A 15,048-nucleotide genomic window follows, 5' to 3' on the forward strand; every position below is an offset into this window, starting at 1 on the left:
GATAGTGCGGATTCCCGTGTGAAAGTAGGTAATCGTCAGGCTCCCTAGCAGCAAACAGAAACCCCGCCCTAAAAGGCGGGGTTTTTGCGTTTGGGGATGCAGAAGAAACAAAACAAAGCCAGGCGCACGTCTGTCAGACCGGCCCTGCAGACCCGGTGACCTGCACGATGTTTGGCGCTCCAGACGGCGGCGAAGTAAAGGAAAGCACTGCCCCGCAAGACGCTACTCCGCCAATTAGAAAAAGAAAGCGTCACGAATAAGATGTATCGCGCAGCTCATCCAGAGCTGCGCGACGAGCCAAGAGCTACGCGCCTTCTAGCCTCAAAATTCAACTGCATCCACGCGTAGATGCCAAAACGGACGACCACGTTCTACGCACCGTCGCAAGTCCTGCAGAACTCAATTGCCCGTTTCGCGCCGCGGTAACAAGCACCTTCACTCAAGTTCTTTTAATCCGCAAGCCCTTCCCCGGCCAAAAACCGTTGCGCTAACCGCACCCAATAAGTCGATCCGACGGGCAGCAGATCATCGTTGAAATCGTAGCTGGCGTTGTGGAGCATGCATGGTCCTGCGCCGTGTCCGGACTCCCGATGACCTCCATCGCCATTGCCCAAAAACGCATAACAGCCTGGCTTCGCGAGCAACATGAAGGAAAAATCTTCAGCGCCCATCGTCGGTTCGACCGCATCGTCGACATTTTCTGCGCCCACGACCTCCTTCATCACCGACGCAGCAAAGCGCGCCTCGGCTTCGCTGTTGATCGTCGGTGGGTAATTGCGGTGGAAGTGGATTTCGACGGAGCAGTCATACGCCTCCGCCGTGCTTTCGGCAATTTTGCGCAGGCGTGTCTCGATCAAATCGAGCGTTTTTGTCGTGAAAGTCCGCACCGTGCCGGCGATCCAGGCGTTGTTCGGCACGACATTCACCGCGTCGCCCGCATGAATCTGCGTAATGGACAGCACGGCCGTATCAAGCGGTTTTTTGTTCCGGGTGATGATGCTTTGCAAGCCGTTGGCAATTTGCACGGCGGTGAACACCGGGTCGTGGCCATTGTGCGGTAGCGCCGCGTGCGATCCCACGCCTTTGATTTCAATGCGGAATTCGTTGCTCGACGCCATGATCGGGCCTTCGGTCACGCCGAAGTGACCTGCTGGCATGCCCGGCCAGTTGTGAATGCCGAAAACAGCATCCACGGGGAATCGGGTGAATAGGCCGTCGTCGATCATGGCCTGCGCGCCGGCGCCGCCTTCTTCAGCCGGCTGAAAGATGAAAACAATCGTGCCGTCGAATTCGCCGTGTTTCGCCAGATGCCGGGCCGCGCCGAGCAACATCGCGGTGTGTCCATCGTGACCGCACGCGTGCATTTTTCCGTCGTTTTGCGAGCGATGCTCGAAGCCGTTCAACTCTTGGATAGGTAATGCGTCCATGTCGGCGCGTAAGCCGATAGAGCGCGAACCCGTGCCGCGCTTCAATATTCCAACCACGCCGGTTTTGCCGAGTCCGCGGTGGGTTTCAATGCCATACGACTCCAGGCTTCTGGCGACCAGGTCGGCCGTTGCCGTCTCTTCGTAGCGCAGTTCGGGGTGTGCGTGGATCGTTCGTCGAAGGGTTTGAATCTCGCCGTGTGCTGCCTGGATTTCAGGGATCAGTTTCATGATGCGCTTGGCTTTTGCTTGTGTGGAAACGCTCGGGGCAACGAGACGCCCAAGCCCGGTGATAAACGATTCTACGCCGAAGGCATTTTTGACGGCATCAAGGGCGGCCCACCCTCCAGCGTATAAAATTCCAGAGTGCTCCCGCTTCCCGATGTCCCCAAAACGTCCGCCATGAATGCTCCGACAGAATTTGCCCGCGCAGTTTGCCCTCACGATTGCCCCGACACCTGCGCGATGCGCGTTACCGTGCAAGATGGGCGAGCCATCAAAGTGACGGGCGACCCGGACCATCCGTCGACGCAAGGCGCGCTATGCGCGAAAGTCAGTCGCTACGCGGACCGCGTCCATCATCCGCAACGACTGACCACGCCGATGAAACGCGTCGGCCGCAAAGGCGAAGGCCGTTTTGAACCGATCAGTTGGGACGAGGCGTTGCAGCTGGCCGCCACGCGTCTAGCGGAAATAGCGAAGCGCGCCCCCGAAGCCATCTTGCCATACAGCTACGCCGGCACCATGGGGCTGGTCCAGGGCGACAGCATCGCACAGCGCTTTTTCCATAAGATCGGTGCGTCGCAACTGGATCGCACCATCTGCGCCGCCGCCGGCGCCGCCGGGCTGAAGTACACGTACGGGGCGAGCATCGGCATGCATACGGAGTTTTTTGCCGAAAGCGAACTGATCCTGATCTGGGGCGCAAACCCGATCGCGTCGAACCTGCACTTCTGGACGCGTGCGCAGGAAGCGAAACGCCGCGGCGCCCAGCTGATCGCCATCGATCCGTACCGGTCCCTGACCGCAGAAAAATGTCATCAGCACATTGCCTTGAAACCCGGCACCGACGGCGCGCTGGCCCTCGGCATGATGAACGTGCTGATCACGGAAAACCTGCTCGACGCGGAATACATTGCGGATCACACGCTCGGTTTCGACGCGCTGAAAGCGCGGGCACTCAGCTATCCGCCGGCGCGTGTCGCCGAGATTTGCGGCGTCGACGAACAGGTTATCGTCGACCTCACGCGGCTGTATGGCAGCACGAAAAAGTCCGCCATCCGTCTGAATTATGGCTTGCAGCGGGTGCGTGGCGGCGGCAACGCCGTGCGTGCCATCGCCTGTTTGCCTTCGCTGACGGGCGCTTGGCGTGAGCGCGCGGGCGGCGCTTTGCTGTCGTCGGGCGGTTGGGCTCCGGTGGATTCGCACGCATTGCAGCGCCCGGATCTGATGCCGGGATGGCCGGCAAAACAGTCGCGCGTCGTCAATATGAACGCAATTGGCGACGCATTGCTGCACACCGGCGAGGCCACGTTTGGTCCGCGAATCGAGGCGATCGTGGTCTACAACTCGAATCCCGTGGCGGTTGCCCCGGATTCGGAAAAGGTCGCTGCCGGTTTCGCCCGCGAAGACCTCTTCACGATCGTGCTGGAACACTTTCAGACCGACACTGCCGACTACGCCGATTTGCTCCTGCCTGCCACGACGCAACTCGAACACCTCGACGTCCACAAGTCGTACGGACACACCGACGTGATGGTCAACCTGCCGGCGATCGCGCCCATCAGCGGCGTGCGTTCGAATACGGAGATTTTCCGCGGACTCGCGCGTTGCATGGAACTGGAGGAACCGGCGCTCTACGACAGCGACGAAGCCGTCGCGCAAGCGGCCTTCCGCTGGGACGACAAAGCGTTGGACGGCACGGATTGGGAGACGTTGAAGAAAACCGGCTGGGCCAAGCTGAATTTGCCGGACGCACCGTTCGCCGAGGGCGGCTTCAGAACGCCGTCGGGCAAATGCGAATTTTTCAGCGCGCGGCTCGAGCAGATGGGGCTCGACCCATTGCCCGATTACCTCCCGCCTTACGAGTCGGCCGACGGCGCGCCGGAACTTGCAGCGCGTTATCCGCTGGCGATGATCTCGCCGCCTGCCCGCAACTTCCTCAACAGCACCTTCGTGAATATCGAAAGTTTGCGCGCGACGGAAGGCGAGCCGCGTCTCGACATTCATCCGGTGGACGCCCAGCAACGCGAGATCGTCGACGGCCACCTCGTGCGCATTTTCAACGACCGGGGATCGATGCAGGCGCGCGCACGCGTCACCGACAAAGCCCGCGAAGGACTCGTCGTCGGGCTGTCGATCTGGTGGAAGAAGCTTGCACCGGACGGCCGCAACGCCAATCAGGTCACCAGCCAGGCGCTCACCGACCTCGGCGGCTCCGCGACTTTCTACGACTGTCTGGTCGAAGTCGAGCCTGCTTGAACCACACCAAAAAGTGCCGCAACCCTCGTCTGTCGAGGGTTGGAGGCTGCAGTCTAACCTGGCCGCAAATCGCGAATAGTGCCTATGTCCGCATGCTACGATGCGTTTTTAGCACGACCATTCGAAAATAATTGAGGAGACGCTGCATGGACAAAATCTGGCTGAAATCTTATCCGCCCGGCGTTCCCGCAGAGATCGATCCGAGCCGCTATTCGTCCGTCGCCGAACTGCTGGAAGAGGCCTTCCGCGATCATCGGACGAAGCCGGCGTTTGTCTGCATGGGCAAGGAGATCAGCTACGGTGAGCTCGATGCGCTATCGCGCAAGCTTGCAGCGTGGTTCCAGTCCAAAGGCCTGGCTCGTGGCGCTCGTATTGCGATCATGATGCCGAACGTGCTTCAGTACCCGGTGGCAATCGCGGCAATCTTGCGTGCGGGCTACGTGGTCGTGAACGTGAACCCGCTCTACACGCCGCGCGAGCTCGAGCATCAGCTCAAGGACAGCGGCGCGGAAGCCATTATTCTGCTCGAGAACTTCGCTGTGACGCTGCAGGCCATTGTGCGCAATACCGCGGTGAAGCATGTCGTTGTCGCTGCGATGGGCGATCTTATGGGTGTGAAGGGTCCGCTCGTGAATTTCGTCGTGCGGCGCGTGAAGAAGATGGTGCCGGAGTGGAATCTGCCCGGACACATCAAGTTCAACGCAGCAATCGGCGAGGGCGGCCGCCTGAGTTTCAAGCCGGTGCAGCAAGGCCCGAACGACGTGGCATTCCTGCAGTACACCGGCGGCACGACTGGCGTGGCCAAGGGCGCAACGCTGCTGCATCGGAATCTGATCGCCAACGTGTTGCAGTCGGAAATCTGGCTCGACCCGGTCCGCGCGAATCGGACCGATATCGACCAGTTCATCACGGTTGTCGCACTGCCGCTGTATCACGTGTTCGCGCTGACCGTTTGCGGCCTGCTCACGATCCGCACCGGTGGTCTGGGCGTGCTCATTCCGAATCCGCGCGATATTCCCGGCATGATCAAGGCGCTCGAGGGTTACGCGATCACGACGATCCCGGCGGTCAACACGCTCTATAACGCGCTGCTGAATAGCCCTGACTTCCACAAGCTGAATTTTTCGAAACTGATCGCCGCGAATGGCGGCGGCATGGCCGTGCAGGAAGCCGTCGCGAAGCGCTGGTTCGAGCATACGCATACGCCGATTATCGAAGGCTACGGCTTGTCGGAAACGTCGCCATGTGTCACGTGCAATCCCGTGACGGTCACGGAGTACAGCGGCACGATCGGTTTGCCGCTGCCGTCCACCGAAATCTCGATCCGCGACGACGAAGGCAACGAAGTGCCGCTCGGGCAGCCCGGCGAAATCTGCATTCGCGGCCCGCAGGTGATGGCCGGCTACTGGAACCGTCCGGACGAAACGGCCAAGGTCATGACCGCCGATGGTTTCTTCAAATCCGGCGACGTCGGTCTGATGAGCGAAGCCGGCTTCGTCAAGATTGTCGACCGCAAGAAGGACATGATTCTGGTGTCGGGCTTCAACGTCTATCCGAATGAAATCGAAGACGTCGTAGCCAAACTGCCGGGCGTGTTCGAAGTCGCCGCGGTCGGCGTGCCGGACCAGCATTCGGGCGAAGCGGTGAAGCTGTTCGTCGTGAAGAAAGATCAGGCGCTGACGGACGCGGATATCTTCGCGTACTGCAAGCAGCAATTGACCGGCTACAAGCGTCCCAAGATCGTCGAATTCCGCGCCGAATTGCCGAAGAGCAACGTCGGCAAGATCCTTCGTCGCGAATTGCGCGACGGCAGGGCCTGACAAGCGGTCAAAGATAAGCGCGCAGTTCAACCGGCGTGAGCAGCAGGAAACAGAAAGGCCCGGCAGACGACCATCTGTCGGGCCTTTCCTGTTTTCAGCGGCACGAGAAAGTACGCGTGCGACGAGCAGGATAACGTGGCGCATCGCGCCCCGCGAATAGCCATAAAAAAAGGCGCCCGAAGGCGCCTTTAAGGCAAACTGCTTTTTTACGACTTATTAGAACTTGTGGCGGATGCCGACGCGAGCCGTGAACTGGTTCTGGTTCGACGAACCCGTCAGACCGTTGATGCCAGCCGTTGCGTCCACAACGTTACCCGCTGCGTTCAGCGTGTCGCCCAGAGCGTGTTGGTACACACCCGTCACGTACACGTCGGTACGCTTCGACAGGAAGTAGTCCACGCCAACTGCGCCTTGGTGGTACTGAGCGCGCGATGCGCCAGCGATGTCTGCGCCGCGCGTGTAGTCATACGCTGCGCCGACCAGCAGGGCCGGGGTCAACTGATACTTGAAGTTGATTTCGCCGTTGTTGAACGTTGCCGACTGACCCTTGTACGGCGATGCGAACGAAGCACCCAGGTTTGCGAAGCGGATGTTCGAGTACGTCAGGCCGATCGTAGCTGCGCCGAACGTGTAAGCACCGCCAGCACCGATAACCTGGTACGTGTTAGCCGACGTGAAGCCAGCGTACGACGGCGTCGTCACAGCTGCGTTTGCTGCTGCAGCCGTACCGCCGTTGTTGAACAGGCCGCCCGAAGCTGCCGGCGTACGTGCGTTCAAGTAGCCAACGCCCAAGACCAACGGACCGTTGTTGTAGCCAGCGCCCAACGACCAGATCTGGTTGCCGGTGATGTTGCCTGCCTGGCCGCCAAAGCTGTACGTGCCGCCGAACGTCAGGCCGCCGTAGTTTGCGCTCGTGTACTTGACCGTGTTGTTGGTGCGGTACGCGTTGTTGAAGTTGTCGATGTCACCCGGGTGAGCAGCGATGTAGCCGCCCCATTGGTCACCGGCTTCCAGCGGACCGACGTAGTCGACGACGGAGTCGTACTGACGACCCAGCGAGACCGTGCCGAACTGGCTCGACAGACCAACATACGCTTGACGACCGAACATCAGGCCGCCTTGACCCAGCTTGCCGTTGTTCACGTCAAAGCCGTTTTCCAACACGAAGATTGCCTTCAGACCGCCGCCCAGATCTTCCGTGCCGCGCAGGCCGAAACGCGAGCCTTGCAGAACGCCGCTGGACAGGTTGTACAGGTGCTTGCCACCCGAGTTGGTGTTGATGTTGAAGCCTTCGTCAATGATACCGTACAGGGTCACGCTGCTCTGAGCATGTGCGACGCCTGCGAATGCGCCCAATGCTGCGAGAGCGAGAAGCGACTTTTTCATCGAATGATCTCCAAGGATTACGAATCTTTTGTACAAGGCGAATATTTATGTAGCGTTGAGGCCTTGCTTGTCCAACTTCGCGAGAAGTTGCACGTAATGTAACAAAAGGCATACATGGCACAAAGAAAAAGGAGACAGCCAGGAAGGCTCCTGTTTCGTTTACGCAACATGGTCTAAAATCCAAAATTGGCCGCTTAATTTATGCGAATCCGATGTGTAGGCAAAACAGGTTTTGCCCCGCAAAGCCTTGTCGTACGGACTCGCCGGCGCGGTGCCGTCGTAGATGAATCAGGGAGTGCTGAATGTTTCTGGACGAGTTGATTAGCGAGTTTGATCGGGGTTTACGCTCAATGACCGGCGTGTCGCGGATGAGTCGTCCGTTGCCCGTTCCGCAGGAATCGACGGCGGACGTCGCCGAGCTTTCGCCGGAGGAGCGAGCGCACTCGGCTGGCCTGATGCGCGTGAATCATGTCGGCGAGGTTTGCGCCCAGGCGTTGTACCAGGCGCAAAAACTCGCGACCCGTTCGCCGTCCTTGCGAGCTGTGTTCGATCACGCCGCGATCGAAGAAGAAGATCACCTCGCGTGGACCTCGAAGCGTCTCGAAGCACTCGACTCGCGTCCCAGTCTTCTGAACCCGCTGTGGTATACCGGCGCCCTCGCGATCGGTCTCGCCGCGGGCCGGATGGGTGATCGCGTGAGTCTCGGCTTCATGGCCGAGACCGAGCGTCAGGTCGAGCAGCATCTGGATAGTCATCTGGAGAAGTTGCCGGCAGCCGATCACGAATCGCGCGCGATCGTCGAACAGATGCGAGTGGACGAAGCCGGGCATGGCAAGTCCGCAATGGACGCCGGCGGCGTCGAGTTGCCGTTTCCCGCGCGCGCGCTGATGCGCGCTGTATCGAAGGTGATGACGCGCACTGCCTATTACATATGAGTTATCGCGGTCGAACGCAGTCCGCGTGAAAGTGGGATGGCGCCGCGCGCGCCATCCGTTTGAAAGTCCCCGAACGCCATCCAGCCCCGCCAAATCCCGCTTCACGATCTCTTACATTCCACGCCTTTCCCGCGCACTTTTCACGTATCACCTTCACATGTTGCACTAGCTCATTCATTTATAACGGTTTTCCGTTTTAGGTGTGACGTGAAGGACTCGCGCTAAGTCCTTGTTCTAGCAAACAAAATTCGCTCAAAAAGCGTGTATCTCCCTTGACCCCTGTTTAGCGTTCCTCTAAAGTGGGAGACAGTGTGAGAAAGTGTATTTTTGTGTGATCTCGCAGGCAGTTTCGAGTAGATTTTCACGAATCGGGCAGGCGGCGCCGCAACGTCGCGACAGCACCAGGTTGCATGCACAGGGGAGAGCGAAGTGTTCCAAGGGGCGTCGGCGCTGACGCTCGATGCGAAAGGGCGGTTGTCGATCCCTTCTCGCTATCGGGATGCGCTGCAAACACAGGCAGAGGGCCGGGTGACGATCACCAAGCACCCGGACGGCTGCCTGTGGCTCTTTCCGCGCCCGGAATGGGAAGTCTTCCGCGACAAGGTCGACAAGCTCCCCATGAACGCGGCCTGGTGGAAGCGCATCTTTCTCGGTAATGCCATGGACGTCGATATGGACGGCGCGGGGCGTGTGCTCGTGTCGCCGGAATTGCGCGCGGCCGGTTCGCTTGAAAAGGAAGTGACCTTGCTCGGTATGGGTCGTCACTTCGAATTGTGGGATGCACCAACGTACGCAGCAAAGGAACAGGCAGCGATCGCCGAGGGCATGCCCGAAGCGTTAAAGAATTTCACGTTCTGATCGCGGATTACATATATGGCACCTGCGATGGGAAATGAATTGCAGCATCGCACGGTGCTGCTGGACGAGGCGGTCGAAGCGCTGATCACACGCGCCGACGGCGTCTATGTAGACGGTACGTTCGGGCGCGGCGGTCACAGCCGGCTAGTGCTGGAGAAGTTGGCGGAGTCGGGGCGCCTCATCGCGTTCGACAAAGACCCGCTTGCCATCGCAACGGCCCAGCAGATTGCCGATCCGCGCTTCGGCATCGTGCACGAGAGTTTTGCTTCGCTACGCGACTCGATCGCAGAGCGGGGAGTAGGGCGAGTGTCGGGTGTTTTGCTGGATCTGGGCGTATCGTCGCCGCAAATCGACGATCCGGAGCGGGGCTTCAGCTTTCGCGCCGACGGCCCACTCGACATGCGGATGGACCCGACGCGCGGCGAGTCCGCTTCAGACTGGCTGGCGCGGGCCACGGTGCAGGAACTGACGGAGGTGATACGAGATTATGGGGAAGAACGGTTTGCTTTTCAGATTGCAAAGGCGCTTGTTGCTCGCCGGGCAGAGTCCGACCGTCTTGGGCCTCTCGTCAGCACGGGCGAGCTTGCCCAAATCGTGGCTAACGTCGTCAAAACCCGTGAGAAGGGCAAGGATCCGGCAACCCGCACCTTTCAAGCTATACGGATTCACGTCAATCAAGAGCTTGCGGAGCTGCAAGTCGTTTTAGAAGCAGCGTTGTCGCTGTTGGAGCAAGGGGGGCGGCTGGTGGTCATCAGCTTTCATTCGCTCGAGGACCGGATCGTCAAGCGATTCATGCAGGCGAACGCAAGTACGCCTGCGGTGGATCGCCGTCTGCCGATTCGTGCCGTCGATCTGCCGAGCCCTCCGCTCAAAATCATCGGCCGTGTGTTCGCGAGCGAAGCTGAAGTCGCCGCGAACCCGCGCGCCCGTTCCGCCGTAATGCGCGTGGCGGAGCGGATTGCACCATGAACCGCCTCAATATCTTCCTGCTGATCATCGTGATGGGTTGTGCCTTGTCCGTCGTCAACGCCACGAATCAGCAGCGGCAGATCTTCATCCAGTTGCAGCGCGCTCAATCGCAGGAGCGCCAGCTGCAGCAGGACTATTCGCAACTTCAATATCAGCAGAGCGCGCTGTCCAAAACATCGCGCATCGAGCAGATCGCCACTGATTCACTGAAGATGCAATCGGTCACGACCGGACGCACCCAGTACCTGACGCTCGACCCGGGCGCGGCCAAGGCTGAGGACGCGCCTATTCCGACTTCCGGCCCGGCTTCGGCGCCGGTTGCGACACGTCGCGGAGCCGCACGATGAAAAAATCGTCCACCCGCAAGAGCGTGGCCTTTTCGGCAAACCCGATTCTCTCGGTGCGTTTGCCGATGTGGCGCTCGAAGCTCGTCGTCTTCCTCCTGTTCATGGCGTTCGTCGCGCTCACCGCGCGCGCCTTCTGGATTCAGGGGCCGGGCAACGCCTTCTATCAGAAGCAGGGCGAAATCCGCTATCAGCGCCGGCTCGAATTGCCGGCTACGCGCGGCAAGATTCTCGACCGTAACGGTCTCGTGCTGGCCACGAGTCTGCCGGTGCGCGCTATCTGGGCCATTCCCGATTCCGTGCCGGACGACCTCGGCGCCGACAAGCTGAACCAGCTCGGCAAGCTGCTCGACATGACGAACAAGGAGCTGCGCGCCAAGCTTTCGGAAGACAAGAATTTCGTCTACGTGAAGCGTCAGGTGCCGGTCGACGTCGCGGAAAAAGTGGCGGCGCTGGATATCCCCGGCATTTACGCGCGCGACGAATACAAGCGCTTCTATCCGGAAGGCGAAATCACGGCTCACCTGATCGGCTTCACCAATGTGGAAGACGAAGGCCAGGAAGGCGTCGAACTCGGCGACCAGAAGCTGCTCGCCGGCATGTCGGGCAGCCGCCGCGTCATCAAGGACCGCATGGGCCACATCATCGAAGATGTGGACGAACAGGTCGTGCCGCACAACGGACAGGACGTCGATCTGTCGATCGACAGCAAGATCCAGTACATCGCCTACACGAACCTGAAGGCCGCAGTCGAGAAATTCAAGGCCAAGGCCGGCGCCGCAATGGTGATCGACGTGCGCACGGGCGAAGTGCTGGCGCTGGTCAATTATCCGACCTACAACCCGAACGACCGTTCGCACCTCACGGGCGACCAGTTGCGTAACCGCATTCTCACGGACACGTTCGAGCCGGGCTCGATCATGAAGCCGTTCACGGTCTCGCTCGCACTCGATCTGCACCGCGTCACGCCGACTACACTGGTAGATACCGGCGGCGGGCGTTTCGTGCTCGACGGCGCACCGATCACCGACGACAGCGGCTTCGGCGTGCTGACCGTGGGCGGGGTGATCCAGAAGTCGAGCAACATCGGTGCGACCAAGATCGCGATGCAGCTCAAGCCCGAAGAGATGTGGAACATGTACACCAGCATCGGTCTCGGCCAGGCGCCGAAGGTCGGCTTCCCAGGCGCGGCCGCGGGTCGTTTGCGTCCGTGGAAGAGCTGGCGCCGTATCGAACAGGCCACCATGTCGTACGGTTACGGTCTTTCGGTGTCGCTGTTCCAGCTGGGTCGCGCTTATACCGCCATCGCCCACGACGGCGAAATCATGCCGGTGTCGATTTTCCGTTCGCCGGGCGACCAGCCGGCGGTCGGTCCGCAGATTTTCGCGCCTACCACCGCACGCGAAGTGCGCGCCATGCTCGAAACCGTGACGGCGCCTGGCGGCACGTCGCCGGATGCGGCGGTGCCGGGTTATCGCGTCGGCGGCAAGAGCGGTACGGCGTATAAGCACGGCCCGCATGGCTACGATCACTCGAAGTATCGCGCCTCGTTCGTCGGCATGGCGCCGATGCCGAATCCGCGCATCGTCGTGGCCGTGTCGGTCGACGAACCGACCGCAGGCAGCCACTTCGGCGGTCAGGTCTCGGGTCCGGTGTTTTCGGGCATCGTCGGCGACACGCTGCGTTCGCTGAACGTGCCGCCGGACATGCCGGTTAAGCAGATGGTGGTGTCGGACGACTCCGCGCCCGCTGCACCGAGCGCACCGCCCACGGCGGCGTCGGTGAAGAAGCTCTCCACCAGCGCGGGCGCGAAGAAAATGACGATCTCGGCCAACGCCAGAACGCATGCCGGAGTCGAGCGATGAGCGCGTTGCGTCAGAAGCATCCCGCGCAACGGCAGATCGCCGACGCCGTCACCTGGCTGCACGCTCACGTGCAGCCAGGCGCGCATCTGCACGCCGACACGCGTTCGCTCGCGGCCGGCGACGCGTTTTTCGCCTACGCCGTTGACGGCGCCGACAACCGCCCGTTCATCGAAGGTGCGATCGAGCGTGGCGCGGCGGCGGTGCTGGTTCAACCGGAAGGTTTCGGCGGCAAAGTCGATCCGTCCACCATGCTGGCCGTGCCCGCATTGAACGAACTCGCGGGTTCGATTGCGAGCGCCTGGTACGGCAATCCCAGCGACGGCATGCTGACGATCGGCGTCACCGGCACGAACGGCAAGACGTCGTGCAGTCAGTGGATTTCGGCGGCGCTCACGGCGCTCGGCACGCGCTGCGCGATCATCGGCACGCTCGGCACCGGCCTGCCGGGTCAACTCGTCCACACGGGTTTCACCACGCCCGACGCGCCGCAACTCCAGCGCAGTCTCGCGCAATTGCGTGACGCCGGTGCGCAGGCCGTGGCAATGGAAGTGTCGTCGCACGCGCTGCATCAAGGCCGCGTGAACGGCACGGCGTTCGACATCGCCGTGTTCACGAATCTCACGCAAGACCACCTCGATTACCACGGCACGTTCGAAGCCTACGAAGCGGCGAAAGCGCTGCTGTTCGCGTGGCCCGATCTGCGCGCGGTCGTCGTCAATCGCGACGACGCGGCGGGCCGCCGTCTGCTCGCCAGCACGCAGGGTCAGGCGCGCACGATTGCCTACGGCATCGATGGCGCGTTGCAGGACGCGCCGCAAGCCGACGCTTTGCTGCTCGCCTCGAACGTTCGCGCCACCGCCACCGGCACGGCGTTTCACCTCACCACGTCGGAGTGGGGCGAAGCCGAAGTCGAGGTGCAGACGCTCGGCGCGTTCAACGTCAGCAATCTGCTCGGCGTGCTCGGCGCCTTGCTCGCCGCCGGCGTGCCGTTCTTCGTCGCGCTCGCCGAACTGTCGAAGCTGGAGTCGGTCAATGGCCGCATGCAGCGTCTCGGCGGCCGCTTGCAGAACGACGAACCGCTCGTCGTGATCGACTACGCGCACACGCCGGACGCGCTGGAAAAAACGCTCGAGGCGCTGCGCCCCATGGCGGCCGCTCGCGGCGGCGAATTGATCTGCATGTTCGGCTGCGGCGGCGACCGTGACGCCACCAAGCGTCCGCTGATGGGCGCGATTGCCGAGAAGGTCGCGGACGGCGTCGTTGTCACGAGCGACAACCCGCGCAGCGAAGATCCGCAATCCATCATCGACCAGATCGTCGCCGGCATGAAAGACGCGTCGAAGGCGCGCCGCATCGAAGATCGCGCGAGCGCCATTCTGCAGGCGATCCGCAGCGCGGCGCGCGAAGACGTCATCGTGCTGGCAGGCAAGGGGCACGAAGCAACACAGGAAATCATGGGCAAGAAACGCGCATTCTCCGATCAGGATCACGCACGCCTCGCGCTGGCCGCACGCGCGACGCACGCACGCGGAGGTGGCGAATGACGATGTTCACACTGCGTGAAGCCGCCGCGCTGATTCCCGGCGCAACGGTAAGCGGCGACGACAGCGTCGCTTTCGAGCGCGTCTCCACCGACAGCCGCAGCGCCGGTCCCGGCGATCTGTTCGTCGCGATCAAGGGCGACCGTTTCGACGCGCACGACTTCCTGCCGCAGGTTGCCGCGCGCAACGTCAGTGCCGTGCTGGTGTCGCGCGCGCCGGAAGGCTGGAACGTGCCGTCGCTGCGCGTGACGGATACGCGCGTCGGTCTCGGCGCGCTGGCGCGCGGCTGGCGTCGCCAGTTCGCGATGCCGCTCGTGGCCGTCACCGGCAGCAACGGCAAGACCACGGTCAAGGAAATGATCGCGTCGATCTTCGCCGCCGCCGTCGGCGCCGACGCGCGTCTGGCCACGGCGGGCAATTTCAACAACGACATCGGCTTGCCGCTCACGCTGTTCCGTCTGCACGCCGCGCATCGGCTCGCCGTGGTCGAACTCGGTATGAATCATCCGGGCGAGACCTCGCTGCTCGCGAAAATCGCCGAGCCGACGGTCGCCGTGGTGAACAACGCGCAGCGCGAGCATCAGGAATTCATGGCAACTGTGGAAGCGGTCGCGCTGGAACATGCGAGCGTGATTCACGCGTTGTCGCCGGACGGCGTCGCCGTGTTTCCGGCCAATGACGCGTACGCGAGCATCTGGCGCGTCGCCGCCACCGGCAACCCGATCATGGACTTCGCGCTCAACACGTCGGAGCGCAGCACCGAGGCCGCCGTCACCGGCACATTCACCGGCAACGTGCTGAGCATCGACACGCCGCAAGGCCACGTCGACCTCACGCTGCAGGTGCTGGGCGACCACAACGCGCACAACGCGCTCGCCGCCACCGCGGCGGCGCTCGCTGCCGGCGTGTCGCTCGACGCGATCAAGCGCGGTCTCGAATCGTTCGGCGCCGTGAAAGGCCGCTTGCAGGTGAAGCAGGCCGCGCTCGGCACGCTCGCCGGCGCAACCGTGATCGACGACACCTACAACGCGAATCCCGACTCCATGCGTGCCGCCATCGACGTGCTCGCGGCGCAAGCGTCGCCGCGCGTGCTGGTGATGGGCGATATGGGCGAAGTCGGCGACAACGGTCCGGCGTTCCACCGCGAAATCGGTGCGTACGCCAAAGAGCGCGGCATCGACGCGCTCTATGCGATGGGTGACGCCTCGCGCGACGCATGCACGGCCTATGGCGCCGCTGCGCATCACGTCGCCGACGTCGGCACGCTCGTCGCGCAATTGCAGCAGGCCGGTTTCGGCGCGGCTGCAACGCTTCTCGTGAAAGGCTCGCGTTTCATGCAGATGGAACGCGTGGTGGACGCCGTAACGAGTCCACAACCCAACGCTGCGGGCAATGCGCCCGCAGCACATTGAAATAGAAGGACCG

At 61.8% G+C, this 15,048-nt stretch carries 11 protein-coding genes; 9 read left to right on the plus strand and 2 right to left on the minus strand.

Annotated features, from left to right (window positions below; translation table 11 throughout):
- Positions 1–449: 449 nt before the first annotated feature.
- Positions 450–1,655, minus strand: coding sequence for a M20 aminoacylase family protein (locus P3T18_RS26865; RefSeq protein ID WP_429303005.1), 1,206 nt, complete (start codon positions 1,653–1,655; stop codon positions 450–452).
- A gap of 171 nt (positions 1,656–1,826) precedes the next feature.
- On the opposite strand from P3T18_RS26865, the gene P3T18_RS26870 reads away from it, so the two are divergent.
- On the plus strand, positions 1,827–3,905 hold the full coding sequence (locus P3T18_RS26870; RefSeq protein WP_429303006.1) for a molybdopterin-containing oxidoreductase family protein: 2,079 nt from the start codon (positions 1,827–1,829) through the stop codon (positions 3,903–3,905).
- Positions 3,906–4,051: 146 nt separating this feature from the next.
- A complete protein-coding gene (locus P3T18_RS26875) occupies positions 4,052–5,725 on the plus strand; it encodes a long-chain fatty acid--CoA ligase (protein ID WP_429303007.1) in 1,674 nt (557 codons plus the stop codon).
- A 216-nt stretch (positions 5,726–5,941) separates the two neighbouring features.
- Here the strand turns inward: P3T18_RS26875 and P3T18_RS26880 are convergent, their stop codons facing one another.
- Positions 5,942–7,111 (minus strand): porin, encoded by a 1,170-nt coding sequence (locus P3T18_RS26880; RefSeq protein WP_429303008.1) that lies wholly within the window; start codon positions 7,109–7,111, stop codon positions 5,942–5,944.
- A 302-nt stretch (positions 7,112–7,413) separates the two neighbouring features.
- Between P3T18_RS26880 and coq7 the strand changes: the two genes are divergently transcribed.
- The 7 genes from coq7 to P3T18_RS26915 all read left to right on the plus strand — a co-directional run bounded on the left by coq7 (position 7,414) and on the right by P3T18_RS26915 (position 15,035).
- Positions 7,414–8,046 carry a 2-polyprenyl-3-methyl-6-methoxy-1,4-benzoquinone monooxygenase gene (coq7, locus tag P3T18_RS26885; protein WP_429303009.1) on the plus strand — a complete coding sequence of 211 codons (633 nt, stop codon included), beginning with the start codon at positions 7,414–7,416 and terminating at the stop codon, positions 8,044–8,046.
- 429 nt (positions 8,047–8,475) lie between these two features.
- Entirely contained in the window at positions 8,476–8,904 is a 429-nt protein-coding gene (gene mraZ / locus P3T18_RS26890; protein ID WP_429303010.1) for a division/cell wall cluster transcriptional repressor MraZ, read from the plus strand.
- 27 nt (positions 8,905–8,931) lie between these two features.
- A complete protein-coding gene (rsmH, locus tag P3T18_RS26895) occupies positions 8,932–9,873 on the plus strand; it encodes a 16S rRNA (cytosine(1402)-N(4))-methyltransferase RsmH (RefSeq protein WP_429303409.1) in 942 nt (313 codons plus the stop codon).
- Complete coding sequence (gene ftsL, locus P3T18_RS26900; protein ID WP_429303011.1) at positions 9,870–10,220, plus strand: cell division protein FtsL; 351 nt, start codon at positions 9,870–9,872, stop codon at positions 10,218–10,220. Before rsmH ends, ftsL begins: the two co-directional genes overlap by 4 nt.
- Positions 10,217–12,082, plus strand: a complete 1,866-nt coding sequence (locus tag P3T18_RS26905; protein ID WP_429303012.1) for a peptidoglycan D,D-transpeptidase FtsI family protein — start codon at positions 10,217–10,219, stop codon at positions 12,080–12,082. Before ftsL ends, P3T18_RS26905 begins: the two co-directional genes overlap by 4 nt.
- Positions 12,079–13,626 (plus strand): UDP-N-acetylmuramoyl-L-alanyl-D-glutamate--2,6-diaminopimelate ligase, encoded by a 1,548-nt coding sequence (locus tag P3T18_RS26910; protein WP_429303013.1) that lies wholly within the window; start codon positions 12,079–12,081, stop codon positions 13,624–13,626. The genes P3T18_RS26905 and P3T18_RS26910 overlap by 4 nt, the downstream gene beginning before the upstream one ends.
- A complete protein-coding gene (locus tag P3T18_RS26915; RefSeq protein ID WP_429303014.1) occupies positions 13,623–15,035 on the plus strand; it encodes a UDP-N-acetylmuramoyl-tripeptide--D-alanyl-D-alanine ligase in 1,413 nt (470 codons plus the stop codon). The genes P3T18_RS26910 and P3T18_RS26915 overlap by 4 nt, the downstream gene beginning before the upstream one ends.
- Positions 15,036–15,048 lie beyond the last annotated feature (13 nt).

The organism is Paraburkholderia sp. GAS199, assembly GCF_050436585.1.
In the GTDB taxonomy this organism is placed as follows: domain Bacteria; phylum Pseudomonadota; class Gammaproteobacteria; order Burkholderiales; family Burkholderiaceae; genus Paraburkholderia.

What these genes read in the sequence shown, in the direction of transcription:
- P3T18_RS26865 (WP_429303005.1), bottom strand. Translation starts at nt 1,655, where the DNA reads ATGAAACTGATCCCTGAAATCCAGGCAGCACACGGCGAGATTCAAACC.
- P3T18_RS26870 (WP_429303006.1), top strand. Translation starts at nt 1,827, where the DNA reads ATGAATGCTCCGACAGAATTTGCCCGCGCAGTTTGCCCTCACGATTGC.
- P3T18_RS26875 (WP_429303007.1), top strand. Translation starts at nt 4,052, where the DNA reads ATGGACAAAATCTGGCTGAAATCTTATCCGCCCGGCGTTCCCGCAGAG.
- P3T18_RS26880 (WP_429303008.1), bottom strand. Translation starts at nt 7,111, where the DNA reads ATGAAAAAGTCGCTTCTCGCTCTCGCAGCATTGGGCGCATTCGCAGGC.
- coq7 (WP_429303009.1), top strand. Translation starts at nt 7,414, where the DNA reads ATGTTTCTGGACGAGTTGATTAGCGAGTTTGATCGGGGTTTACGCTCA.
- rsmH (WP_429303409.1), top strand. Translation starts at nt 8,932, where the DNA reads ATGGGAAATGAATTGCAGCATCGCACGGTGCTGCTGGACGAGGCGGTC.
- ftsL (WP_429303011.1), top strand. Translation starts at nt 9,870, where the DNA reads ATGAACCGCCTCAATATCTTCCTGCTGATCATCGTGATGGGTTGTGCC.
- P3T18_RS26905 (WP_429303012.1), top strand. Translation starts at nt 10,217, where the DNA reads ATGAAAAAATCGTCCACCCGCAAGAGCGTGGCCTTTTCGGCAAACCCG.
- P3T18_RS26910 (WP_429303013.1), top strand. Translation starts at nt 12,079, where the DNA reads ATGAGCGCGTTGCGTCAGAAGCATCCCGCGCAACGGCAGATCGCCGAC.
- P3T18_RS26915 (WP_429303014.1), top strand. Translation starts at nt 13,623, where the DNA reads ATGACGATGTTCACACTGCGTGAAGCCGCCGCGCTGATTCCCGGCGCA.